Source organism: Galactobacillus timonensis (assembly GCF_900240265.1).
Classification (GTDB): Bacteria; Bacillota_I; Bacilli_A; order Erysipelotrichales; family Erysipelotrichaceae; genus Bulleidia; species Bulleidia timonensis.
Map to the genome: position 1 here is coordinate 18,193 of NZ_LT964740.1, position 24,769 is coordinate 42,961.

General features: G+C 51.6%; 24 protein-coding genes. 5 read left to right on the top strand and 19 right to left on the bottom strand.

Going from position 1 to position 24,769, the window contains the following annotated elements; translation table 11 throughout:
* Nucleotides 1–37: 37 nt before the first annotated feature.
* The 5 genes from C1714_RS10560 to truB are packed head-to-tail and all read right to left on the bottom strand — an operon-like array spanning nt 38 to nt 4,880.
* Nucleotides 38–361 carry an Asp23/Gls24 family envelope stress response protein gene (locus tag C1714_RS10560; protein WP_102343231.1) on the bottom strand — a complete coding sequence of 108 codons (324 nt, stop codon included), beginning with the start codon at nt 359–361 and terminating at the stop codon, nt 38–40.
* Between the two features lie 34 nt (nt 362–395).
* A complete protein-coding gene (locus C1714_RS10565; RefSeq protein WP_167850025.1) occupies nt 396–1,766 on the bottom strand; it encodes a nucleotidyltransferase family protein in 1,371 nt (456 codons plus the stop codon).
* A gap of 11 nt (nt 1,767–1,777) precedes the next feature.
* Nucleotides 1,778–3,109: an NOL1/NOP2/sun family putative RNA methylase gene (locus C1714_RS10570; RefSeq protein WP_102343233.1), complete on the bottom strand. Its 1,332-nt coding sequence runs from the start codon at nt 3,107–3,109 to the stop codon at nt 1,778–1,780.
* Nucleotides 3,106–4,017 (bottom strand): riboflavin biosynthesis protein RibF, encoded by a 912-nt coding sequence (ribF, locus tag C1714_RS10575; RefSeq protein ID WP_167850026.1) that lies wholly within the window; start codon nt 4,015–4,017, stop codon nt 3,106–3,108. Before ribF ends, C1714_RS10570 begins: the two co-directional genes overlap by 4 nt.
* A 14-nt stretch (nt 4,018–4,031) precedes the next feature.
* Entirely contained in the window at nt 4,032–4,880 is an 849-nt protein-coding gene (gene truB, locus C1714_RS10580) for a tRNA pseudouridine(55) synthase TruB (RefSeq protein ID WP_102343235.1), read from the bottom strand.
* 48 nt (nt 4,881–4,928) lie between these two features.
* Here truB and C1714_RS10585 point away from each other — a divergent pair, with 48 nt between their 5' ends.
* The 4 genes from C1714_RS10585 to C1714_RS10600 all read left to right on the top strand — a co-directional run bounded on the left by C1714_RS10585 (nt 4,929) and on the right by C1714_RS10600 (nt 8,414).
* The gene (locus C1714_RS10585) at nt 4,929–5,693 is read left to right on the top strand and encodes a tRNA 2-thiocytidine biosynthesis TtcA family protein (protein WP_342587475.1); all 765 of its coding nucleotides are present in this window, start codon (nt 4,929–4,931) and stop codon (nt 5,691–5,693) included.
* Between the two features lie 360 nt (nt 5,694–6,053).
* Entirely contained in the window at nt 6,054–6,911 is an 858-nt protein-coding gene (locus C1714_RS10590) for a transporter substrate-binding domain-containing protein (RefSeq protein ID WP_210115328.1), read from the top strand.
* A gap of 2 nt (nt 6,912–6,913) precedes the next feature.
* Nucleotides 6,914–7,684, top strand: coding sequence for an amino acid ABC transporter permease (locus C1714_RS10595; RefSeq protein WP_102343236.1), 771 nt, complete (start codon nt 6,914–6,916; stop codon nt 7,682–7,684).
* Nucleotides 7,671–8,414, top strand: a complete 744-nt coding sequence (locus tag C1714_RS10600; protein ID WP_102343237.1) for an amino acid ABC transporter ATP-binding protein — start codon at nt 7,671–7,673, stop codon at nt 8,412–8,414. The genes C1714_RS10595 and C1714_RS10600 overlap by 14 nt, the downstream gene beginning before the upstream one ends.
* Before the next feature lie 101 nt (nt 8,415–8,515).
* Here the strand turns inward: C1714_RS10600 and C1714_RS10605 are convergent, their stop codons facing one another.
* The 8 genes from C1714_RS10605 to C1714_RS10635 form a co-directional block, all read right to left on the bottom strand.
* The gene (locus C1714_RS10605; RefSeq protein WP_102343238.1) at nt 8,516–8,920 is read right to left on the bottom strand and encodes a DUF2304 domain-containing protein; all 405 of its coding nucleotides are present in this window, start codon (nt 8,918–8,920) and stop codon (nt 8,516–8,518) included.
* Entirely contained in the window at nt 8,920–9,615 is a 696-nt protein-coding gene (locus tag C1714_RS10610) for a glycosyltransferase family 2 protein (RefSeq protein WP_102343239.1), read from the bottom strand. The genes C1714_RS10605 and C1714_RS10610 overlap by 1 nt, the downstream gene beginning before the upstream one ends.
* Nucleotides 9,616–9,708: 93 nt before the next feature.
* Nucleotides 9,709–9,879 (bottom strand): hypothetical protein, encoded by a 171-nt coding sequence (locus C1714_RS14090; protein WP_167850027.1) that lies wholly within the window; start codon nt 9,877–9,879, stop codon nt 9,709–9,711.
* A gap of 119 nt (nt 9,880–9,998) precedes the next feature.
* Nucleotides 9,999–10,178, bottom strand: coding sequence for a hypothetical protein (locus tag C1714_RS10615; RefSeq protein ID WP_135567933.1), 180 nt, complete (start codon nt 10,176–10,178; stop codon nt 9,999–10,001).
* Nucleotides 10,144–13,875 carry a type VII secretion EssC family protein gene (locus C1714_RS10620; protein ID WP_102343241.1) on the bottom strand — a complete coding sequence of 1,244 codons (3,732 nt, stop codon included), beginning with the start codon at nt 13,873–13,875 and terminating at the stop codon, nt 10,144–10,146. Before C1714_RS10620 ends, C1714_RS10615 begins: the two co-directional genes overlap by 35 nt.
* Entirely contained in the window at nt 13,872–15,875 is a 2,004-nt protein-coding gene (locus tag C1714_RS10625; RefSeq protein WP_102343242.1) for an Ig-like domain-containing protein, read from the bottom strand. Before C1714_RS10625 ends, C1714_RS10620 begins: the two co-directional genes overlap by 4 nt.
* Nucleotides 15,853–16,152 (bottom strand): pore-forming ESAT-6 family protein, encoded by a 300-nt coding sequence (locus C1714_RS10630; RefSeq protein ID WP_102343243.1) that lies wholly within the window; start codon nt 16,150–16,152, stop codon nt 15,853–15,855. The genes C1714_RS10625 and C1714_RS10630 overlap by 23 nt, the downstream gene beginning before the upstream one ends.
* Nucleotides 16,152–16,454 (bottom strand): WXG100 family type VII secretion target, encoded by a 303-nt coding sequence (locus C1714_RS10635; protein ID WP_102343244.1) that lies wholly within the window; start codon nt 16,452–16,454, stop codon nt 16,152–16,154. The genes C1714_RS10630 and C1714_RS10635 overlap by 1 nt, the downstream gene beginning before the upstream one ends.
* Before the next feature lie 143 nt (nt 16,455–16,597).
* Between C1714_RS10635 and C1714_RS10640 the strand changes: the two genes are divergently transcribed.
* The gene (locus tag C1714_RS10640; RefSeq protein ID WP_102343245.1) at nt 16,598–18,139 is read left to right on the top strand and encodes a nucleotide sugar dehydrogenase; all 1,542 of its coding nucleotides are present in this window, start codon (nt 16,598–16,600) and stop codon (nt 18,137–18,139) included.
* Nucleotides 18,140–18,269: 130 nt separating this feature from the next.
* On the opposite strand, the gene tnpB is transcribed toward C1714_RS10640, so the two are convergent.
* From tnpB to C1714_RS10670, 6 genes are all read right to left on the bottom strand, one after another.
* Nucleotides 18,270–19,430 (bottom strand): IS200/IS605 family element RNA-guided endonuclease TnpB, encoded by a 1,161-nt coding sequence (gene tnpB, locus C1714_RS10645; protein ID WP_210115329.1) that lies wholly within the window; start codon nt 19,428–19,430, stop codon nt 18,270–18,272.
* 173 nt (nt 19,431–19,603) lie between these two features.
* The gene (gene rbfA, locus C1714_RS10650) at nt 19,604–20,014 is read right to left on the bottom strand and encodes a 30S ribosome-binding factor RbfA (protein ID WP_102343247.1); all 411 of its coding nucleotides are present in this window, start codon (nt 20,012–20,014) and stop codon (nt 19,604–19,606) included.
* Between the two features lie 4 nt (nt 20,015–20,018).
* On the bottom strand, nt 20,019–21,914 hold the full coding sequence (infB, locus tag C1714_RS10655; RefSeq protein WP_102343248.1) for a translation initiation factor IF-2: 1,896 nt from the start codon (nt 21,912–21,914) through the stop codon (nt 20,019–20,021).
* 88 nt (nt 21,915–22,002) lie between these two features.
* The gene (rnpM, locus tag C1714_RS10660; RefSeq protein WP_102343249.1) at nt 22,003–22,257 is read right to left on the bottom strand and encodes an RNase P modulator RnpM; all 255 of its coding nucleotides are present in this window, start codon (nt 22,255–22,257) and stop codon (nt 22,003–22,005) included.
* On the bottom strand, nt 22,257–24,128 hold the full coding sequence (gene nusA, locus C1714_RS10665; RefSeq protein ID WP_102343250.1) for a transcription termination factor NusA: 1,872 nt from the start codon (nt 24,126–24,128) through the stop codon (nt 22,257–22,259). Before nusA ends, rnpM begins: the two co-directional genes overlap by 1 nt.
* Nucleotides 24,129–24,151: 23 nt before the next feature.
* On the bottom strand, nt 24,152–24,613 hold the full coding sequence (locus tag C1714_RS10670) for a ribosome maturation factor RimP (protein ID WP_102343251.1): 462 nt from the start codon (nt 24,611–24,613) through the stop codon (nt 24,152–24,154).
* Between the last annotated feature and the right edge of the window lie 156 nt (nt 24,614–24,769).

The following is a 24,769-nucleotide window of genomic DNA, read 5'->3' on the forward strand; positions in this document are numbered from 1 at the left end:
ATATTAACAATATCCGGCTCAGTGTGCAATACAATTTTCAGATTTCGAAGCCAACAACGTTGACCGTAATATCCGATGTCTTGAATCCGGTCATAAACAGGATATTTTCATAGATGTGATTCTGAACCTGCGAGCTGACCGTACCCGCATTGGCACCATACTTCACACGTACATCGGCGGAAATCTTCAGTTTGTTATCCTCAATCGAAACGCCGACGCTCTTGGCAAAACGGCTCTCGACCGGAACGATATCCTCCACATCCTTGAGAGAAATCTCCGCAATCGACTGAAACACGGTCTTATTGATGGCGATGCGGCCCATTTCGCCGCTCTCTTTTAATACGACATATTCCTGTGCCATAAGTATTACCTCTTTGCCTCATTATAGCAGTCCGTTACGCCTGAAACAAACGCAGAACCGCATCCGAAAGATCGCTGCCAAGATCCTCCAGACGCGCCGAAAGCAGCGCATAGTCCGAATACATTGCACTGATGCGGTCCGCCTCATGACGGAACAGTTCCTTGACCTCATAGAGCTTTTCATCGTGAATCGTATCGATCGTATCGGCCCTGATCAGCGCATCCGCAAGACGCTCCAGCAGACTGTTGCGCACCCTGTCAGCCTCTTCTTTGCCAAACTGCGTAAACAGCGAAGCGTACCAGCCGGGCTGCACCAGCAGCAGCGCGATGACATGGGCAAAGTCCTGCACATCCTCCTTCAGGGATCCGGTCTGGATATTGAAGAGAACCGTGAAGAACGCATGCCACTCATAGTCGGAATTGATCTTCGAAAGCCAGTACGTAATAAGTCTCTGCTCCAGAACATTGCCGGAAGAAGGAAGTTCATCCAGCGGCAGCGCGCTGCGGAAATCGATGCCCCGCGCATTGAGTTCATTGAGATACTCCAGAAATTCGACCATCCGCGTCTCATTGTGCTCCCCGTTGAGGAAGTAGCGGATATAGATGTACTGGGAAAGAATCGAGGCATCCTTGCGGAAGTCCGACGTGTAGCCGATGCTGTCCTTCATCTTGGCGTTGACAAGCTCATTGATCGACGTCGCCACCAGCAGCTTGAAGCTGTGCTCGTTCATGCCGATGGATGCCTGACTGCTCGTATCGGAGAGCTTCGTATAGAGAATATCCATCTGATGATCCACGACATCCAGCGAGTCGCGTACCGAGCCGAGCATCTGCTGAACGAAGGAGTCGTTGACGATCAGCTCATTGTTCTTATAGACGATCTCGTGCTCGATTTCACTCCAGAAGCGGTGAACAAGTGACTTGATCTGCAGTTCAAAGGCAATCGGCCCCTCCGCTTCCATGATCGATCCGTCGATGCGGTAAATCGTATAGCCGTTGCGCTGCAGCTGCGGCTGCACCATGCGCAGATTCAGTTTCACTTCGGGATGCTGAATGCAGGAAAACATGTTCCCGTTGACTTCGAACCAGTGGAACAGGTTCTGATAGATCTCCGTCTCGCTGCGGATGAAGCGACACTCAATCGTAATACCGATCAGATCGTGCATGTTCTTCAAAGCATCTTCCGGCGACGAGAAATGCAGATAGTACTTATTGCGCAGCAGCTTCTCGCGCAGAGAGTCGCGGCTTTTGACCCTTGTATGCAACGCAATGACATCGTGCGAAGAAGAATCGACGATCTCGCTGAATACATTCTTCAGATCCTCCTCCGCCTTTTGATAGCGCGGCTGATGCGCATCATAGACAGTCAGCGTATCTTCAATAAAGTGAAACAGTTCCAGCTCCAAGACATTACCTCCTAACGGGTCCGAAGATTTTTCGGATATCTGTTTTTCAATATGGAACCATCCCCCTTGCCGAATCCGATCCGGTGCCCATGCCAGCTGACGGCTGCCCAGCCTTTGCTTCCTGTAGCACTCAGCGTCTCTCCCCTTAAGAAACGCGCCGTCTCTTCGTCGCTGACATCAACCGTTTTACCCTGATACGCAAACGGCGTCATATAGACTGCGTGCGCCGGTTCAAAGCGCCCATTCTTCATTTCCCCCAGCAGTACCTGATGGCGGATGATCCGGCATTTCCCCGGATCAATGAATGGAAAGCTGCCGCCATACACCGAATCCCCATGGCTGTAAACATAGGGAATCGAAGGAAACGTTTCCGAAAGAAATGCGAAAGCCTCCTTTTTGATCTGTTCCGTCTTCAAAAGAGGAACTTCAGCCTTTTGTTCCGATGTTCCGTCCTTGACAAACTTCGCCGCAAAATGACCTTCGCCGCCATCCATCGGATAAATCCGCCGGCAGAGATGCGTCCCGCAGCCAAGTTCCATACCGGGCCTGCCAAAGGAAACACCGGCATCCACCAGCTTCAGATCCGGATGCGCCTGCAGCAGCCATTGCACATTTTCTTCATTTTCAGCCAGTGCGAACGTGCAGGTACTGTATACCAGTGTCCCGCCGGACGCCAGACACTGATACGCCGCCTCAAGAATCGGTCTTTGCCGCTGGGCACAGAAATCTTCCGTATCTTCGTTCCATTGCCGGATCGCGTCGGGATCCTTGCGGAACATCCCTTCCCCGGAACATGGCGCATCGCAAAGCACCGCATCAAAGTATCCCGCAAACTGCTTGGCAACTACAGAAGGATCCGAATTCAGAATCAGACAGTTCGTCAGACCGAAGCGCTCCACATTTTCCTTAAGTACAGCAGCTCTACGGCCATTGATTTCATTTGCGACCAGCAGCCCCTGATTCTTCATCAGAGCACCGATCTGAGTTGTCTTGGAGCCGGGTGCCGCACAAAGATCAAGCACGCGCATGCCCGGTTTTGGATCGAGAATCGTCACGGCACAGGAAGCACTCGGCTCCTGCAGATAGAACATTCCCGCGGCATGCGCAGGTAGGGCCCCGACGCCGCCGATATCATCGATTAGATAATATCCATCCACGGCAAACGGCGACGGGGATGGCGTAAACGGCGTCAGTGAGAAGAATTCATCCCGATTTGTCTTTAACGGATTGATCCGGAAACCGCGGCAGGCAGGTACAGAAAACGATTCCAGATAGGAATCATATTCATCGCCCAGCAACGCTTTCATCTTCTGCCGGTAGGCTTCGGGAAGCTCGATGTTCATGCCAGCAGCTCCCGTACCGTTTCCTGATCCTTCTTCAGCTGCGCAATCAGATCATCGATACTGTCAAACGTCTTCTCGGGACGCAGGTACTTCTTGAACTGCAGTGATGCCTTCTGACCATAAAGATCGCCTTCAAAGTCAAGAATATTGGCCTCCAGCGACATATGGCTCTGCCAGACAACGGTAGGATTATGGCCGAAGTTGATCATCGCCTTGTACTTTTCACCATTATGAATAAAGTACCCTGCATAGACACCGCCCCTGGGGCGAACATATTCCACAGGACAGGAAAGATTGGCAGTCGGAAAGCCGAGTTTGTGTCCGTTGGCAAGGCCGTGGACAACGGTTCCTGCCGTTTCAAAGGGACGGCCCATCAGCTGTTCCGCCTTCTCCATTTCCCCTGCCTTGACCAGTTCGGTGATGCGTGTGGAGGAAATCTTGATCCCGTCTTCACTGACTTCGCCGACTTCGATGATCGCAAAGGGCGCGTTGGCCTTCAGATAGGCACCATCCCCCTTGCCGAAGGCACCAAAATGAAAATCATATCCGCAGACAAGACACTGCAGATTCAATTGTCCCAGAATCCGGCTCAGAAAATCATCCGGCGACAGGGTGGCCACCTTTTTGGAAAAGTCCAGAACAAACACCTTATCGATGCCGTATTCATGGGCAAGCGCGATTCTCTGCTGCATCGTGGTCAGATGTTCCTCTTCATTGGGCCGGATCCCCTTCAATGTAACCCAGGGATCTGGCGAAAAGGTAATCAGACCGGACGCGCAGCCGCGCTTCTTCGCTTCTTCAATCGTTGCATGGATCAGTGCCTGGTGTCCCTTGTGAAGCCCGTCAAAATATCCGATGCACGCAACCAAAGGCGTACGGTCTACCTGTTTACGATCCAGACTGATCATTCGAAATCCACCCGTCATCTAAGCCCCCGCTGACAATGAAAATGTCCATCTTCTCTTCTCTCATATGCCGCAGCCGGCACTTCCCCGTCCATCAGAATCACCCTGTCTTCCGGATAAGGAAGATCAACCGTCATTCCGTTATCAATCATTCTGCGAAGCGGCTCATCCAGCGGACAGGCATGCCAGCAGGGATCCATAACATCCCGAAACGGCACAAATACAGGCGTCTCTGCCATTTCTTCCAGCGTCTGTGCCCAGGCAAGATCCAGCGCTCCGATGCCAGTACGCACCAGTGACGTCATCAATGCCTCTTCCCCCAGCAGCTTTCCATAGTCGATGATCAGCGTACGGATATAAGTGCCGGAAGAGACGGACGCATCCATTGTAAAGCTGTTTTCACCGGTCTGATGCACGCGCAGGGAATCAATGACCGCATGACGCGGCTTGCGTTCCACGGTCTGTCCTTTACGGGCTAGTTCATACAGTTTCGTACCGTTGTAATGAATGGCGGAATACATGGGCGGCGTCTGCAGGATGTCACCCGTCAGCCTTGCGGCTGCCGCATCGAGCTGCTCTTGGGAATGTACACCATGTACCACGGTATCGGTGACCTTCCCCCAGATATCCTCCGTATCCGATACCTTGCCCAGACAAAACTCGGCATGGTAACGTTTGGGAGATGTGACAATATAGGGACCAAGCTTCGTCGCACTGCCCAGCAGCACGATCAAAAGACCCGTCGCATTGGGATCCAGCGTGCCGCAGTGGCCTGCCTTCTTTTCGCCAAAAAGATGGCGGACATGATTGGCCGCCTGAAAACTTGTCATGTTTTGTGCCTTGTTCAGAAGTACAATCGCATTCATAACAAACCCGAATTATTATACAAGAAAAGCAAATGGAGGACGTGCAGAGTGCTGAAAACAATCCTTGGAAAAATACATCAGGCCGATCTTGACTATCAGATGATCGAAGACGGCGATACGGTCGCCGTCGGCGTCTCCGGCGGCAAGGACAGCCTGCTTCTGCTGTATGCGCTCTACCGGTACCGTCACTTTGTGCAGGTTCATGATCACAGGGCCTTCAGAGTCATCGGCATTCATCTTGAGATGGGATTCGGTAATATGGATTTTGAACCTGTCCGCTCCTTCATGAAGAAGTATGACATCCCCTACTATGATGAGCCGACGCAGATCTATGACATCCTGAAGCTGTATCCGGAAAAAAACGGCGGCATTTCCTGTTCCCGCTGCTCGCAGTTGAAAAAAGGTGCCATGATCGAGGCGGCCAAGCGCTATGGCGCCACCAAGACTGCCTTCGCCCACCATGGGGATGATGCCGTTGAGACGCTGTGGATGAACATGATGTTCGGCGGAAGACTGAGCACCTTTGAACCGAAAATGTACCTGACCAAGTCACAGATGACGTTTATCCGTCCCCTCATCTACTGCTATGAGGATGAAATCCGGGATACGGCCGTCAATGAGCTGCATCTTCCGGTTGTCAAAAGCACCTGTCCCAACGACGGTTATACGAGACGTGCCGAGGCGAAGGCATTTCTCAATCAGCTGTACAACGAATATCCCACCGCGCACGCCAACTGTCTCAAGGCGCTGCATAACAAAGATCAGCTGAAGCTGTTCGATATTTCCGGCAAGGATCAGGGAAACAACGAATAAATAGAACAGACAAAAAGAAGAAGAAACAATATAAAAATTGTGAAAATGTTTTCATTATATTGACATTTCTTTCAATACAGATAGTATTAAAACCGTAAAACAAAACAAGTAGAGGTAGCTGTGCAGATGAGTACACCGCTGAGCCGGCAGGCGTTGAAGCGTGTGGAAAGGCAATCACAGCCGAACGGAGGGCTTCGGCGGAAGCGTTCCGTGGGGATACGGTAAACAGCCGTATCACTCCTTCAGTTTCTGAAGAGGCGCTATTGCTTATGGGAGAGGATGAACCCGTATGTAATAGGCATACGGGTTTTGTTTTATGACATTGGACACCGGTAAAACCGGTGAGGAAAGGAAAATGATATGAATTGCAATCCACGTTCCATTCTCTCTCTGACATTGGGGTTGTGCCTGCTGGCAGGCTGCGGCTCCTCTTCTTCCGCTGCTGCGACGGCAGCCGCATCTTCTGCATCAGCGACTGACTCTTCCCGGAAGACACTCCGCGTAGGCATGGAGTGCAACTACGCTCCGTTCAACTGGACGACAACAGAGTCTGGCGGAACCGCACAGCCGATCTCGGATGTTGACTATTGCGACGGCTACGATGTCGTCATCGCTGAAAAGGTAGCGGAAGCCAATGATATGGATGTTCAGATTGTGAAGCTGGACTGGGACAATCTGATCCTTTCGCTTCAGAACAATGAAATCGATGCTGTCATCGCGGGCATGACCGATACCCCGGAGCGTGAGCAGGAAGTAGACTTCACCTCCCCTTACTATGAGTCCGAGGAAGTCATGATCGTCAAGGCTGACAGCGATTATGTCAATGCCACGAGTATCCAGGATTTCGCCGGTGCCACGATTCAGGGCCAGATGAACACCGTCTATGATGAAGTCATCGATCAGATCAACAACGTTGTTCATCAGCCGGCGGCAGAAACCTTCCCGGCAGCGATTCAGGCTTTGGAATCCGGCGTCGTTGACGGCGTTGTTTCGGAGCTTCCGGTAGCCAACGGTGTTGTTGCGGCGAATCCGGATCTTGCGATTGTCCGTTTCGCGGAAGGTCAGGGATTTGACGCCGATACGACAGTTTCCATTGCTGTACGCAAGGGCGATGATGAGCTGAAGAACCAGCTGGAAACGGCTCTTGCCAACATTTCTACTGATGAGCGCAATCAGCTGATGGAAGAGGCGGTTGAACGTCAGCCGGCAGGCAACTGAGCATGTTCTTTACCAATATTGCCGATATCTTCAGCCGTTACAGTGCCAGTATCTGGCTGGGCATCCGTACAACTCTCTACGTATCCACAATCGGTACGGCCTGCGGCTTTGTGATCGGCCTGTTTGTCGGGGCGCTTCGGGCATCGAAGCCGGATACCAATGCCTCGAAAGCCTGGTGTATTACAAAGAAGATTCTCGATGTCATTGCCAATATCTACATTGCGATCTTCCGCGGTACGCCGATGATGGTTCAGGCTCTGTTTATCTACTACTCACTTGTCAATGTGATTCACTGGTCGAATATGGGTGCTGCCCTGTTCGTCATTTCCATCAATACCGGTGCCTATATGTCGGAGATTCTGCGGTCCGGCATCCAAGCCGTTGATCCGGGGCAGAATGAAGCCGCCCGTTCCCTTGGCATGACATCATCGCAGACGATGATGAGCGTCATTCTGCCGCAGGCGGTCAAGAATGCGTTCCCTGCCATCGGCAATGAATGGATCGTCAATATCAAGGATTCTTCGGTTCTGATGATCATTTCGATTACAGAGCTGATGTTCCAGTCCAAGAGTATCGCCGGTTCCACCTATCACTTTACGGAAATGTACTTTGTCGAGGCATTGATCTACTTCATCATGACAACGATTGCGTCCCTGATTCTCAATGCGATTGAAAAGAAGATGCGTCAGAAGAAGACCAGCCTTCCGCAGAGCGACACGGATCCGACCAGTATGTCATTGGCCCAGGGAGGAAACAGCGATGTCACTCGTTGAACTTGATCACATTGAAAAAAGCTTCGGATCCAATCATGTCCTCAAGGGTGTCAGCTTCCATGTTGAGGAAGGCGAAGTCGTTACCCTGATCGGTAAATCCGGTTCAGGAAAGAGTACCCTTCTTCGCTGCATCAACCTGCTTGAAACACCGGACAGCGGAACGATCCGCGTCTTCGGAGAAGATGTGCTGAAAATCCATGACATCAATGCCTATCGGGCAAAGGTCGGGATGTGCTTTCAGTCCTTCAACCTCTTTTCGAACATGAACGTACTGGCTAACTGCATCGTTCCTCAGCAGAAAGTACTTGGCCGCTCCAAAAATGAAGCACTTGGCACGGCGCTGCAGCTGTTGGACAAGGTCGGCATGAAGTCCTTTGCGGATGCCGATGTCAGTACCCTCTCAGGCGGCCAGAAGCAGCGTGTTGCCATTGCCCGTGCACTGTGCATGAATCCAAGACTGATGCTGTTTGATGAGCCGACGTCGGCACTGGATCCGGAAATGGTGCAGGAAGTTCTGCAGGTAATGAAGCAGCTGGCCGATGACGGTCTGACGATGATCATCGTGACGCATGAGATGAACTTTGCGCGCCATGTCAGTGACCGGATTGTCTTCATGGATCAGGGCGTCATTGAAGAAGAAGGCACACCGGAACAGATGTTCACCTCCCCTCGCTCGGAGCGTACCAAAGCGTTCCTGAAGGGCTATACCTATCAGATGGATGCGCAGTAATCATCGTAGCCATTCGTAACAAACCAATACAGCTATATAAGAATCAAAACAGCGTACGGATCTGCACAACTGCAGTCTGTACGCTGTCTTTGTTTTTCGATTCAATGTTGCTCGGAAGACTTCTCTGTGGAAGAGGTCTCCTTTTTTTCAAGATCATCTTTGGTCTTTAAGCCAAGAAAGGACTTGTCACGCAATGCCACTTCCTGTGCCAGCTCGTTGATCCTGCTTTCCAGAGCGGAAATCTTCAGCGAAGAGAAGAAGAGCTTCAATAACAGCAGGAAGATGACGATCAGGTAAACCATATTGATGGAGGAGATGAAACCAAGTTTCCTTGACAGCGAATAGATGATTTCAGGCCAGACACTGATGATGATGAAGAAAATCGACAGCAGCACCCAGGAGAATCCGTCAATCAGCCGCAGCTTTGCCTTGCGGATATTGCGGATAATGAACAGCAGCGTCAGCACGGACGCAAAAATCAGAAGAATACGAAGCGAATACGGCATCAGAGTTCCTCCTTTTTACGCACCCACTGCATAAACAGAATGGATGAACAGATCCGGGTCATGTAGGCAACGATCGAAGAAAAATGGAAATAGCTCTCGCCTGCCTTACGCGGACGCATCTGAACCTGCACTTCTTCTACCTTTGCGCCGCACCGAATCAGGAAGGCAATTGTATCTGGTTCCGGTTCAAAGTTGATGTATTTAGCAAACCAGGCCAATAGCCGCCTACCATACAGACGGAAGCCTGAGGTAGAGTCACATATCTTCTTTCCCGTCGTAAGACGGATAAAGAAGCTGATCAGAGAATTGCCGGCCGAACGCATGCCTGGTCCCTTTTTATGTTCCAGATAACGTGAGCCAATGACAATATCGGCACCGGTTTTATTCATCTGCTCCACCATGGCAGGAAGATAGCGTGGATCATGCTGACCGTCCGCATCAAACTGAACCGCACAGTCATAGCCATTACGGTAGGCAAACTTCATCCCGGTACGGAACGCGCCGGAAAGACCAAGGTTCAGAGGCAGCGAAATGAGATGAAACCCATGTTCCTTGCAGATGCGGGACGTACGATCCGAAGAGCCGTCATTAATGACGACATAATCATACTGAGGACACACCTGTTGCAGCTCAGTAACCGTAGAAACAATATTGTCCTGCTCGTTATAGGCAGGAATAATGATGAGAACTTTCATAACCTTACCTATTTTACACATACGTAAGGAATAAATCAGCCACAAAAAAGGTGCCGGCATGGGCACCCTTCATTACCTCAATGGAAACACCGCTTATGCGGCTTCGCGCAAAGGCTCGTAGTGATTCATGATTCTGACATTGCCAGACTCTTCCTGGGCCTGCAGACGTGCGAAATCGTCTGCACTCATAAATTCATGAACCACCGCCGAACCCTTGAGGTAATCGACCAGTACAATGGCCGTACGCTCAGAATTCTGATACATGTGATCCACCTTTCTATCGTCACTCTTTCTGTGACAATTGTATTCTAGCATATTAAGTATTCGATTCAACGGTTTCATGTGAACAGTTGATGAAATTTAACAAGCTAACCGGTTTCAATTCAATAGACAAGCAGCCGTGTACCTTCCACAAGATGCAGAAGACGGACCGGAAGTTCTGGATTCAGAAACATGTCCCGATCCAGGTCATAGACGGCGCACAACTGCTTTCCCAATAGATGAATGCTTTCGGATATCGTTGCCCTCTCATCCAGCCTGCATTCCAGCCAGCCTTCGTCCATTGGAAGAATCAGATGAACACGGACCATTGACAAGACGGATCACCTCCTTTCGTGTCCCCTGAAACAGTATGCCCTCGTGTTTTGTGAGCGGATGGCCCCGGTGCATACGGAAAACAAACTGTTCCTGGAAACCTTCGCCGACAAATAAAACAGGAATCGTTGACAATTGACGATCATTGCTTTTCTTCCGCTCATAGTCGAAGAAAGAAAGGAAACTGAAACAATCATTCTTAAGAATCGCTTTCAGGCTTTCCAGCTCCTCATCGTAGTAACCAAGTACGATCAGACTCTGTTCGCGGTTCCAGAACACTTTTTCCTGTGTTTTTAACGAGTAGCCAAGCAGAATCGAATCTCCGCTTTCTTCGCCGCAAATCACTTCCGGTATTTCTTCCAGAAGACACGTGCCCAGAGCGGCTTCTTCCATTGTCTCCAGCAGTACAAAGCGGCAGATCATGCCTGTTGTCCCGATCCGTACCAGGCCATCGGAATGCGCAGGCATACGATCCACAGCTCCCCCGATCATACGCATCGCCTGTTCACGATCATTGCGGCAGAACGAGATCCGCTCCAAAAGACGGGATGCGACCGCATGCGGAATGGCTTCGATCGTGTCTGTAAATACAATGGCCGCGGTATGATCCGACTCCTTCTGCAATAGATGCAGAAACAGTTCCCGGTTTGACTCATCCGCAAGAAAGGAACCGCCACAAATGACAATCAGCCAGAAAAAACGGGAGCGCTCCGATTGAACGATATCCACCAGCCATTCCATACGATCCGTATCTTCACTGCCGAGAGTCAAAAAATCGTGGCCAAATACGGATTGGCAATTCCTTTTATGATCTTCATCCCGAAACAGAACGATGACATCACTGGCTTCAGAATCTTTGCCAAGTACACTCAGCACAGTGTTCAGCACCTGTTTCCGGATCGATGCGTCTAGACTCTGCACCAGTGTTCCTTCCTTTTTCAGGCAGTACCATGGAAGACGGCAGTGATCAATGTCATCCAGCATCCCGATTCCTAATGGCGGCCGCTCCGGAGCACACAGCGGAACGGATGCCGGCATCTTTTTCCATAGGGGCCGTGGATAATAGCTGCCATCTTCCTCAAGGATCGCTTCAAGTACTTTCTTTGCCTGAAGAGGAAGAGGTGTGTGCGGTTCACGGATGGATTTCTTGATGTTCATTTCTTCATCAAGAATCAGGACTTCCTTCGGAAGAGTTCCATAAGGAGCACTGCTGTAGGCGGCTCTGCCTTTTTGAAGATGCTGATCGCAAAGAAAATAAAACTCACCCGGTCTCAGCAGATCTGCAGCGTCGGGATGCGAGAGCACCTCCAGACTGTCCGAGCGGCTTTGAACTTTGAGACAGATGCGGAAGCGGCAGTTGGACTGGATCTGCTCATCAATGATGCCTCCCGGTTTCTGGGTCGCCAGCAGTAAGTGGAGACCGAGCGACCGGCCCGTCCTGGCGAGTGACATCAGTTCATGCAGAAATTCCGGATGTTCCTTTTTGAGCTGAGCAAACTCATCCACAACAACAATAAGATACGGTAACGGCTCCATGCCGTATTCTTCTGCGATCTCGCGGTACATGCGCAGATGAAAGACCGGTTTCTGACTCAGGCGGCCAAGCTCCTGAAAACATTCCTCCCGATAGCGGCACTCCTGCGCAAGTCCTGCCAATGCCCTCTCCATTTCAGAGGTCTGCAGATTATCCAGCGCCGCCGCAATATGCGGGGCCCTCTGTTCACCCTTTTCCAGCATCTGCACCAGTCCGCCTCCCTTGAAGTCGATCAGCACAAACTGCAGATCCTTTGGCGAATGAGAAACCATCAGGGAAAGAATGATCGTCAGTAACAGTTCACTTTTTCCGGATCCTGTCATTCCTGCAATTAGACCGTGGGGCCCATGCCTGTCTTCACTGAGATCCAGCACCATCGTTTCACCTTCATGGTTCCAGCCAATCGGTGCCGAAAGAAGAGATGCCCTCTTCCGTATCTCGTTCAGGTTCAGATCCGGATACAGATCGAGAAACGATTCCCTAAGCACGTGCCGGTGTTCATGCAGATAGGGTTTCAGCCGCCGCATCCAGAGCCATGGATCCTGTGTCAGCTGATGGATCTCAAAGCGGCGCTGTCGGTCTGCTTCGATCAGAATGTACCCATCCGGATTCTTCTGAATCCGGAAAAAGGATGAGCAGGAATGGATGTCTTCCACCTTCAAAACGCTGACATGGTCAGTATTGATATCGATGCCGAAATTTCTGGACTCGATCAAAAGAAAGTGTTTCTCGGGATGGGCCGCAATCCGGTCTCGAACACGCCGGGCAGCCGCGTCATTGACAGCGATCAAACGCATCCCGTCCAGCCGGCACTGCGGCGCTTCGAGCAGCCAGCAATGATCATTCAGCCAATCTTGGCTCACAAGCAAAGCAATGCCTGCGTCCGAAGGTGAAAAATACCAGCAGTACTGCAGCACAATGGTTTCAAGAAGTGCATCATCCTCTGGAATTGAGATGCCGGAATGATCTTGAAGTGAAATCAATAGCGGCGTATCCCTGCGCTCGGCACAGTCCTCCTGCAGCGCCCTTGTTCGAAAGGCAAGCGAATCGCCATGGCGGAAGCGGAAGTGGTGCTGAAACTGAAGATCAAAGTATTCCGTGCCTCTTCCAATACATACAAACATCCAGTCACCATGATGGGACCCTTTCTGAAACGGCGGAAACGAAGAGCCGCTGCCGCTAAGAAACTGGGTCTCGGCAGATCTGGCATAGGCATCTTCAAAGTCGGTGATGTCTTTGCGAACGCTTGATAAATAGGCCGCATACTGCTGGTAACGGTGATTCATCTGCTTTTTCATACGGCGCTTGTCATACACCCGCTGCAATGGATGCCACAGCAGCGTACTGACAAGCATCGTCAACGGCAGTATCAGAGATGGCATCACCTGGATCCACGCTCTTCCGCTGTCCACTGCCTGCTGAACCGTCAGAATGCCGGCCGCACACGAAGCCAATGCCATGGTCAGTGCCGGTCCCATCTGAAACGCCAGCGGACTCATCGCCGGATCATGGACCTCTAACGGCTCTTCCAAAGGCACAACCATCGTTCTTGAAAACGATGCCATCCGTGCCTGCGGCACAGAAACAAGCGCCGCTATACCGGAATACTCTGCAGGATACGAAGGCAGTTCTCGCTTCAGGCGGCAATGAACGGCCGCTCCCTTTTTCAGAATCAGGAAATGATCCACAATACAAAAGCGGATGGCCGCAAACACGAACACATCGCGGCCCGAATACCGGCAGCTTTGATGGACGCGCTTTCCGTTTCTGCCAAGTATCGTTCCTTCCCGGAGGGAGATTTCATCCGCCTGAATCGAAATGCATGCCTGGGAAAGACGGCGGTCGATGATGTAAAGATCATCCTCAATCGAATTTCCAATTGTCATCACTGCCGGAAGATCAAACACCTCCACCGTATCAAAACCATCATCCATGCCGAATATCTGCAGCACGATCCGTTCCGTCAGCTGAACCGTCAGCCCTGGCGTTAACGGGACTTCTCTGTTTTGAAAGACAAGATCCGGCGGCTGCCCCTGCTTCAATGAAAAATGAATCCCTTCAAAGTCAAAGGAAGAACTGTGTCCGTCCTGAACCTGCAGAACATGTTCGCCGCCTGCCAGAACAAGAATCATGTACCACGCACAATCACGGAACAAACAGCCCGATACCGGCCATCCGCCGTTTCAAGACTCACGATGGCACTTCCCTCTGCAACTCCGGTCACTTCTCCGCCGGCCGATACGCGAACAGATGGCTGCGAAGAGCGGAAGCGCAGCTGATCAAGGCCTGTTCCCTCCGGCAGTGATACGATCGGCAGTTTCTTTGACTCACCGTTTCTCAGAAACAGAACATACTGTTCCAGCTGGATTGCACCATCATCGACCGCTTCGCGGTGGATGCCAGTGTCTCTTTCACCGCGTGTACACTTTGTCACCAGCATTCCGCTTTCCAGATGCCCCGTCAGAGCGTCGATTGTAATCTTTCCTTTCCCGCCCAACAGATCAAACGTTTTGGAAAAACCGAATTTTCCGGCGAGGGTGGAAGAAGAATTGATCACGGTCTTCAGAATTGTTTCTGCCGTAAGATCGGCACAGATCAGCTGACGCTCATTTTCTTCAAACAGTTCGCTGGAAACCGGCAGTGCCTGCGCCGAATGCCTTTGATTGGAATCATAGAGATGCAGCGTCGTTTTGCACTGGGTTTTGATGCCCGTATGCAGGGCAACATCTGCAAGTCTCTTTTTTCCCATGGCAAGAGCCGCATTCACCCCTCCGCTCAGCCAGGCATTTGCCCGTGCCTGCGCCTGAACCGTGCCTTCCGTACTGTTCAAAGAGCGCATCGATCCGTTGCGCACTTCAAAGCCAAGCGCATGATTCTGCGTCAGCACCAGTTCCGCCCGCCCATCCGCTCCCAGCTGCAGCTCCAGCCGCAGAACAAGATTCAGCCCCGGAATCTCAGGCAGAGGGATGCGCAGCGTCGCCAGCGGGATGGTCGTTTCCATGGCACTCTTCTTTTCGCTTAAAAACGAGCGGAGGTTTTCAGGCAGCTGCGAAAAGTCGCCGTAGCGCTTCACGGATGCCTTTGCCCCGACGCTTTCCGTCGTTGTAAAGCTGATCTTCATACAACTGTCATCGAGCTTTCCGCCCTTCATTTTCCAGCGGATCACGGGCCGGATATGATGAAGGCTGAACGCTGCAAACGTTCGGCCTCCCTTGTCATATTCCTTGTAAATCTCCGCCCGTACACCGGAGCTTTGAATGCTGGTGCGTACCTTCCAGTCCTCATAGGAAAAGGTATTGACCAGCGGGGTGAAGCCCCCTGGAACAAAACTCTGCTCCAGGGGTTCCACCTGCGCATTGCTGAGATCCAGCTCACCGGCATATTCGTAGTCGATATCGCCAAACACCTCATCTTCATCCAGCGCCCTGGCCTGCTGACCGTTTTCAATCCGGTAAAACGTATCATCCGGATAGGAATAGATCGTATCTCCCTCTTCATAGATCCGCTGATCCTGATAACTTCCATCTTCCTGAATCCGAAAGTCCTCACTGTAGAGAGGCTCTTCGCCATTGATCCATTCCACTTCGGCAGTGGTTTCCTCAGGTACCCAGGCATCCATCCAGGAAACAACCTGCTTTAATGCCGCCATGGCCTGCGCCGTGTCCATCGCTTCTTTCGGGTGAAAGCGGCTCTGTTCATCAAGATCAAGGAGTCCGATACGGACCGCATACTTCACTTCCTTTGGAAACAGGGAACGGGAAAGATCAACAATCGAAGAATCCGCAACATCCGGCAGATCCGCCTCCTTCAACCGGCTCAGGGTATAGGCGGCCCATTCCCTTGTCAGGATCTGATCGGGATCAAAGCCATCCGAAGGATCAAGGATACCCCAGTCCACAGCACTCTGCACCGCGGCATAACACGGCTGATCACCAGTGATGGAAAGGTAGTAGGGCGCCGTTTGATCGCTCTCTGCCAGACCGGCTTCTTCATAGATGTGCTGAATCCAGTCGCCAAGCTTCATCGTATTTTCAGCAGCACTCTGCTTTGGAGTGCATCCGCTGAGTACAATGACCGCCGCCAGAAGAAAGGCAAAGATCAGCCGGTAGTCAGGCCTGAATTCCTGCCGCATTGGAAATGATCGTTGACTCAAGCGAGTCGTAGCTTTCTACCGTACGTTCGAGAAACTGAGCATAGGATTCCATCATCTGCCGCTGATTTTCAAAGCGGCCGGCGAAGGTCTGGAAACGGGTACGGATCGCTTCTCCACCTTCCGAAATCCAGCTGCCCGAAGTAGCCGACACTTCTCTGCGCATCCGCTCCAGCGCATCGGCCATCACCTGGGAACAGGAGCGAATCTCACTGGCGCACTGGGAAACCTGAGACAGCGATATCTTCAGTCCTTCCATCACACACCTCCCAGCGTACCGGCTCTTGCCGCGAGATCTTCCTGCATCGCCCGATAGGAAGCTGCACTTGTACGCAGAAAATCGGCGTATTGCGCACACAGCGCCGCCATCTGACGGAAGTCTGTCTCAAACTGCGCGATCCGGCCGCTGAAGGCAAGATTGTCCTTCCCCTGCCAGCCGGCCTTCATCGCATCAACACTCTGGTAAAGACGGGAAACTGCCTGCAGATAGGTGTCATGAGCCTCGTTGATTCTTGTTGCAGCCGCTTCCAGCTGCTGGCAGGAAACCTGAATTGAACGCATATTCTTACGTCCTCCTTTCACCTTTCTTTAGACAGTGAAAACGGATATTCCCGAAGGCAGGTATAACATTTTTGTTGCTGTTGGTAACACACTATTTTAATTGTTCCAATGTCATGCCATAATGATGTTGCTCAGGAGAACATATGCAGACATTCAATCAGAATAAATTCGCGGAAGATGTAGCCGAATTCCGCAAAGCGAAACAGATGAACCAGCAGAAACTGGCTGATCAGGCGGGATTAAACCGCAGCGTCCTTTCCCATCTTGAACAGGGCATCTATCAACCTTCGCTGGATCAGTTTCTGAACCTTTGCGGCGTATGCGGACTTGTACCGTCGGATTATTTCTATGATCCCTCGCAAAAGACTGAAAAACCGGCGGTTCCACGTCAGAGAATCGTCGTCGCTGGTACGGGCTATGTAGGACTTTCGCTGGCTTCACTGCTGGCGGTGCATCACACGGTGACAGCGCTCGATATCATTGGCGAAAAGGTGGAAATGATCAACGCCCGCAGATCACCGATCCAGGATGAATGGATCGAAAAGTACTTCGCCGCCGACCTTGAAGGCAGCCAGAAACTCGATCTCAACGCAGTGCTCAACGATCAGACAAAGGCACCTTCCAACCCCTCCTGGAAGTATCTGCAGCAGGCGGATTATGTCATCATTGCCGCACCAACCAACTATGATTCTTCGAGAAACTTCTTTGATACAAGCGCTGTCGAGGAAGTCATTGAACTGACCCTTGCGGCAAATCAGGATGACACGCATCTTCCCTGGATCATCATCAAGAGCACGATCCCGGTCGGTTATACCGAAAGCGTACGCCGGAAGTACCATTGCGATCACATTCTGTTTGCGCCGGAATTTCTGCGTGAATCGAAGGCGCTCTATGACAACCTGTATCCTTCCCGCATCATCGTCGGAACAGATCTTTCCAACGCGGAAGAAAAACAGGCAGCAGAAACCTTTGCGGATATGCTCGATCAGGGTGCACGGAAGGAAAACATCCCGATTCTCTTCATGGGTTTTACGGAAGCCGAGGCCGTCAAGCTGTTTTCCAACACCTATCTCGCCCTGCGCGTTTCCTACTTCAATGAGCTTGATACCTATGCCGAAACGAAGAATCTCGACTCCCGCTCCATCATCGACGGCGTCTGCCTCGATCCGAGAATCGGAACCCATTACAACAATCCTTCCTTCGGCTATGGCGGCTATTGCCTGCCAAAGGATACGAAGCAGCTGCTGGCCAACTACCGGGATGTGCCGGAAAATCTGATTCAGGCCATCGTCGATTCCAATCGTACCCGCAAGGATTTCATCGCCGACCGTGTCCTTGAAAAAGCCGGCTACTACAACTATTCCGATGAGATTGACTACCAGCCGGAAGCGGAACACACGGTTACGATCGGGGTGTACCGTCTTACGATGAAGGCCAACAGTGACAACTTCCGCCAGAGCTCGATTCAGGGCGTCATGAAACGGATCAAGGCCAAAGGCGCCAATGTCATCATCTATGAACCGACACTCAATAACGGCGACACCTTCTATGGCTCCAGAGTCGTCAATAACCTCGATTCCTTCAAGAAACAAAGCGCCGTGATCCTTGCCAACCGCTACAGTGCCAAAGACCTCGACGACGTGAAGGACAAGGTCTATACCCGCGACCTGTTCCGCCGCGATTAATTGCCATATTGACACTCCCACGGCTAAAGCCTGTGGGATTCTTGCTTCGCTGAGAACTGCGGCATTGCGCCGTCTTACACTCTCTCCGCAAGCGTTACTTCCCGTGTGCCCCACGGTACGAATATTTATTTCAGATTACAGAAACTGCAGTCTGCGGTTCGTTGAAGATTCGAATCCCTTCTGAAAGAATATTCCGCGCAGCGTTCTGATCACGATCATGCACGGCTCCGCACTGAGAACAGATCCATTTCCGCACTTTCAGATCTTTCACAGCTGGGTTCTTATATCCGCACTCATGGCAGATCTGCGAGCTTGGATAGAACGTATCGACTTTGATCAGAAAGCCGTTACGTTCTTTTACTTTGTATTCCAGCATCTGAAAGAACGTACTCCAGCTCACATCGCTGATTGCCTTTGCCAGCTTGTGGTTTCTGACCATTCCGCGGATATTCAGATACTCGGCATAGATGATTTGGTTTTCATCAGCCAATGCCGTGCTCTGCTTCTGCAGAAAGTCGGTTCTGGTGTTGACAATACGTTCATGGATCTTTGCGACCTTGATCCGCTGCTTCTGATAATTACGGCACTCACGCAGGCGACGGCCTGCTTTCTTTGCGGCTTCATACATTCTCGAAAGCTTCCTCTGTTCCCGGGCAAGCTTCTTGCTTAGCTTTGCAAGAATACGTGGATTCTCGACAATGCGGCCCTTGGAATCTGTGTAGAACTCGGCCAGCCCTACGTCAATGGCAATCTCTCCGCCTGCGGATTTCTTTGAAACTGAAATTTCGTCCACGCAGAAAGAAACTTCATATTTGCCCGTCGCAGTCAGCGAGATTGCTGCATTCTTGATTACGCCATGCGGAAACCTTGAAATGCGGGCCCGGACAACGCCAAGCTTCGGAAGTTTTACATGGTGCTTATCAATAATCTGAATGCAGTTTTTCTGATTGCGTGTGCGATATGCAGACTTATACGCATGCTTCTTGGTCTTGAACTTCGGATACTTTGCACGTCCGGCAAAGAAATTCTGAAATGCTTCATCCAGATCTTTCAGCGCAGTCTGCAGTGCCATACTGTCAGCCTGCTTCAGCCACGGATATTCAGGGTCGAGCTTCAGATCCGTCAATAGTGAGCACATCATTGCATATGAAAGATGGATGCCTTCTGTCTGATATGCATACTCGTTCAGATCCAGAAAACGATTGTACACAAAACGAGCAGAATCCAGCGTTTCCTGAATCTGCTTCTTCTGTGTTTCGTTCGGTTCTAATCTGAACTTGTATCCCTTCATCACTGTGTTCCTATTATATGATACGCAACAGAAAGAGTGTTTCTGCTGTGCACGGTCCGGCTTTCATCCCAAGGCTGAAGCACTTGGGCTTTCTCGCCGGTTATTTGTAAAAAGCTGCGATCAGCGACGATTTATCATCGTCAGCGACCGCAGCCTTTTTTCTTTTCTACTGTTTACTGTTGTGGATCCGCACCGGTTTCTTCGGTATCTTCCGGCTGGTCAGCTTTCTTGAGCTCATCATCCTTATGAATCTCACGGATAATTTCATCAATGCGCTGACCGCGTTCCTCACTCTTGTCAATCTTGAAGATCAGCTCCGGGCAGCGGCGGATATCCAGCTGTGCGGCAAGCTGCGAACGAATGTATCCCTTTGCCCGCTCCAGTGCCTCCATGCCTTCCTTCTTCTGATAGCCCTTGCCGATGAAGGTGACATAGATCGTCGCATAGGAATGGTCATTGGATACCTTGACGTCCGTCACCGTAAGGAAACCGACATTGGGATCCTTGACATCATACTGAATGATCTCGGAAATATCGCGGCGGATGATCGCTTCCAGACGCTTCTGCTTAATGGATGAACTCATAGACTCAGTCCTGCTTTACTTCCTGTTCCACGTAGGCTTCAATCGTATCGCCGACTTTGATGTCGTTATAGTTCTCGATCATGATGCCGCATTCATAGCCCTGGTTCACTTCCTTGGCGTCGTCCTTGAAGCGCTTGAGCGAAGAAAGCTTCCCATTGTAGATGACGATGCCCTCACGGATCAGACGAACACCGCAGCCTGCCGTCAGCTTGCCATCCGTAACCATACAGCCGCCGACCGTACCCACCTTGGAAATCTTGTAGATCTGACGCACCTCGGCCTGACCGATGACGACTTCGGAGTATACCGGATCCAGCATACCCTTCATCGCGTGTTCCATTTCCTCGGTCACCTTGTAGATGATGTCGTGCAGACGGATCGTCACGCCGACTTCTTCCGCCTTGCGGCGGATGGCCGCATCCGGGCGAACGTTGAAGCCGATGATCATCGCCTTCGACGCATCTGCGAGCATGATATCGCCCTCATTGATGGCACCGGCTGTCGAATGAATGACATTGACCTTAACGCCTTCAACCTCGATCTTCTCGAGAGCAGACTTCACAGCTTCCGCAGAACCCTGCACATCGGCCTTGATGATGACCGGAATTTCCTTGATCTCACCGGCCGCAATTTCCTTCGAAAGATCTTCCAGCGTCATGGCCGAACTCTTGCGCCGGCCAAGCTCCACTGCCTTGCGCTTGCGGCGGTCCGCAATGGCACGGGCATCACGCTCATTATCATAGGCACGGAAATGATCGCCTGCCTGCGGCACATCATTGAGACCGATGATCTCAACCGGCGTCGAAGGCGGAGCCGCCTTCAGCTCATGACCGTCTTCATCGCTCATGCGGCGGATCTTGCCGAAGCAGTTGCCGACGACGACCGGATCCCCGTGATGCAGTGTACCGTTCTGAACCAGAACCGTCGCCACCGGGCCGCGGCCCTTATCAAGACGAGCCTCAATGACTGTACCGGTCGCCAGCTTCTTCGGATTTGCCTTGAGTTCAAGGACATCCGCAACCGTCAGAATTGTTTCGAGAAGTTCCGGAATGCCGGTTCCCTTCTTTGCCGAAATGTTGACGAAAATCGTATCGCCGCCCCATTCCTCCGGCATAATGCCCAGGTCAGCCAGCTCGCTGCGAACACGATCCGGATTGGCATCCGGCTTATCAATCTTATTGACCGCGATGATCATCGGAACCTTGGCGGCCCGCGCATGGTCAATCGCTTCCTTGGTCTGCGGCATCACACCGTCATCCGCCGCAACGACAATGACCGCAACATCGGTCACCGCGGCACCGCGGGCACGCATGGCCGTAAAGGCTTCGTGACCCGGCGTATCAAGGAATGTAATCTTGCGGCCGTTGACGGTGACCTGGTAGGCACCGATGGCCTGCGTAATACCGCCGGCTTCTCCGGAGGCGACCTTGGTCTTGCGGATCGAGTCGAGCAGCGTCGTCTTGCCATGGTCAACATGACCCATGACCGTCACGATCGGAGCACGCGGCTTCAGAAGTTTCGGATCATCCGGTTCCTCATCTTCGAGGGAATCTTCATCCTTCGGCTTTACCTTGGTCGGCTCAATGTCATATTCAAGGCAGATGGTATCGACCAGATCATCGTCCAGCGTACTGTTGATGGTCGCCATCTTTCCCTGCATGAACAGAACCTTGATCAGCTCCGAAGGAGTGCGGCCGCATTTCTTGGCAAGTTCACCAAGCGTAATGCCGTCGCTGTACTCGATCGCATGAATATCCGGCGCAGCCTTCTTGGCAGCAGCCGGGTTATTGAACGGGCGCTGATCCTGACGCTGCGGACCGCGGTTCTTATTCTGCGACCGGTTCTTGTTATTGTTGGAATTGCTGTTGTTGCGTTTTGCAGGAGCTTTTTTTCCTGGCATAGTTATCTTCTCCTTTCCTGGAAGTACGCCGTGCGTACTTTCGATTCAGCTGTTTCGGACATCACCTCTTTCCATTTTGTTTAACTGACTACTTCATTGCGTTGAGCACCTGATCCCAGAACTCGTCCGGGATCCTGGTTTCCAATGCCTTTTCAAGGGCCCGGTTTTTTTTGGCCACAGCAATCACAGCCGGATCTTTCTTCAAATAGGCGCCATGTCCATTCATCCGTCCCGTCAGGTCCACTTTCAGTTCTCCCTCCGGCGTACGGACAATGCGGAGCAGCTCCTTCTTGGGAAGCTGCTCACCTGTGGCCACACAGCGGCGCATCGGAATCTTACGCATCACTTCGTCTCGTCGTCCTTGTAGTAATCCTCATACTCATCGTAATCGATATCGTACTGGGATTCTTCATCGGCTTCCTGCTGCGCCTCAATTTCCGCAAGCTCTTCTTCCGTATAAACCGGCTTGACAGAATTGTCCTGCAGCGACTTGTTCTTTTCCGCAAGCTGCTTCATCAGCTCGGCATTGGTCAGCTTCACGCCCTCATCTTCGCTCTTGCGCTTGGAATACTTCTTCTTCGGACGCGTATCGCCATGCGGCTTCGACGTATCGGCAAGTTTCTCAAAGACAGACACATAATCATTCTTCTGTGCCATCTCTTCCAGATCCACCTTCCGCTTCTTCGAAGCGGCCTTAGTCTTCTGTTCTTCCTCGTTCATGACTGGCTGTGAGGTTTCCTCTTCTTCCGTTTCCTCAGATGCTGCGGTGTTTTCCTGTTCTACCGCTTCTTCGTTCACTTCCGGTTCCGCTGCTTCCTTGACATCTTCTGCTTCCGCAGGTGTTTCCTGGGCTGCCGCTTCTGCAGTTTCATCCTTCTTCGCTGCATCTGCCGGCTCCTCACTCGAGAACACTTCATCGCGAGCACGATCGCTCAGCGTTTCCTGCATTTCTTCCGGAATCAGCTCATCGCCAGCAGCTTCCAGAGCCTGCTTCGCCTGCTCACGGGCAGCCGCAAGTTTAGCCTGCGCCTTCTGTTCCTCTTCGCTGAGAACAGCTGTATCTTCAGCCTTCTTTTCGGCCTGACGCTTTGCCTTGGCAGCCGCCAGCTCAGCCCGCTTTTTGGCAGCCAGCTCAACCAGAGCATCATAGTCGACGCCGTTGGCAATCAGTTCCGCCTTGGTCTTGATATCAATCTTGCGACCCGTCAGCTTCACGGCAAGACGTGCATTCTTGCCCTTCTTGCCGATGGCAAGGGAAAGCTGATCCTCATCGACGACAACGATCAGACTCTTATCATCCTCGCCCGGCAGAACCTCTTTGATCTCAGCCGGAGCCAGTGCGTTCTTCACAAGTACCGAAACATCTTCGCTCCACTCAAAGATATCGATCTTCTCACCATGGAGTTCTTCAATGATCTGCTGCACACGCTGACCACGCTGACCGATGCAGGCACCGATCGGATCGACTTCCGGATTGTAGGACACAACCGCCATCTTGGTACGGTCACCCGGATCACGGGCAATGGCCTTGATCTCAACAATGCCCTGCGCAATCTCCGGGACTTCCTTCTCAAACAGACGCTTCACCAGCATCGGATCCCCGCGGCTCACAACAACCTGCGAACTCTTGGAATCCTTGTTCACTTCCGTAATCACGACACGGATCCGCTGACCCTCGACCAGCCGCTCACCGGGAATCTGCGCCGCCTTGGGCAGAAGAGCCGTCGTCTTGCCGAGGTTGATCAGCGCAAACGTCGACTTCACCGATTCAACAATACCGATCGTCATATCGTACAGCTGATCGATATAGGCGTTGTAGATCGCATCCTTCTCCGCCTCCCGGATCTTCTGGCGCAGAACATTGTGGGCCAGAGAAACGGCCGCACGCGTCATATCGTCAACATTGACATCGACCTTGCGGCGGACCTGATCATTGAGGATCGCATCACGCTTCCATTTGCGCGCCTCTTCCAGATCCATCTCAAGCTCATCGTCCTGCACATCTTCAACGACGTTGTAGATCTGATAGATGTCAAAGGTGCCTTTCTTCGGATTGAACTCCACTTCTACATTAATGTCATCGAGCCCCATCGTCTTCTTATATGCCTTGCCATAGGCATCTTTCAGCGCATCGATGATGATGTCCTCCGAAATACGGGTTTCATCTTCAACAGCACTGAGGGCTTCCGTTAACTGTTTTACATTGATTGGCATACTTAGAAACTTCTTTCTCCTTTTTAAAATTGAACTGCATAGCGGATGAAATCAATTTCAGTGTCCGCAAACGAAACATGTTTTTTGACTGCCTTATCCCGATAGCTCAGCGTCACTGTGCCGTCCTGGTAAGACTCCACCTGTCCGGTAAACTCAAGCAGATGCGATACCGGATGCTTGAGCCGCACGTAGACATACGGAAGAGAGGCAAGCTCCGAAAGATCACGGATCTTCCGCTCCGCACCCGGGCTGCATACTTCCAGCGTATAGGCCGACGCGATCACATTGGCACTGTCAAGCGCCTCGGACAATCGTTCACTCACCGCTGCACACGTATCCAGATCCATCGTCCCATCGTCCCGAATGATCGAAATCTGAAGCGTACGGTCTTTCCCGTTCTGTACCCACTCGATGTCATACAGATGTACGCCGCATTCTTCGATGACCGGCTCCGCAAGTGTTCTGATTTTCTCAGTATCTTCCATAGTCCTCCCGAACAAGCCTGAACAAGAATGAAGGAGTGCTTGCGCACTCCTTTGAACATCACAACTATAGCAAAGCAAAATCGCTGTTTCAAGCGATTTTTCATACTTCCAAGGCTGTTTCACTTGAGCCATATTTTATGTCGCCTAACCAATGAT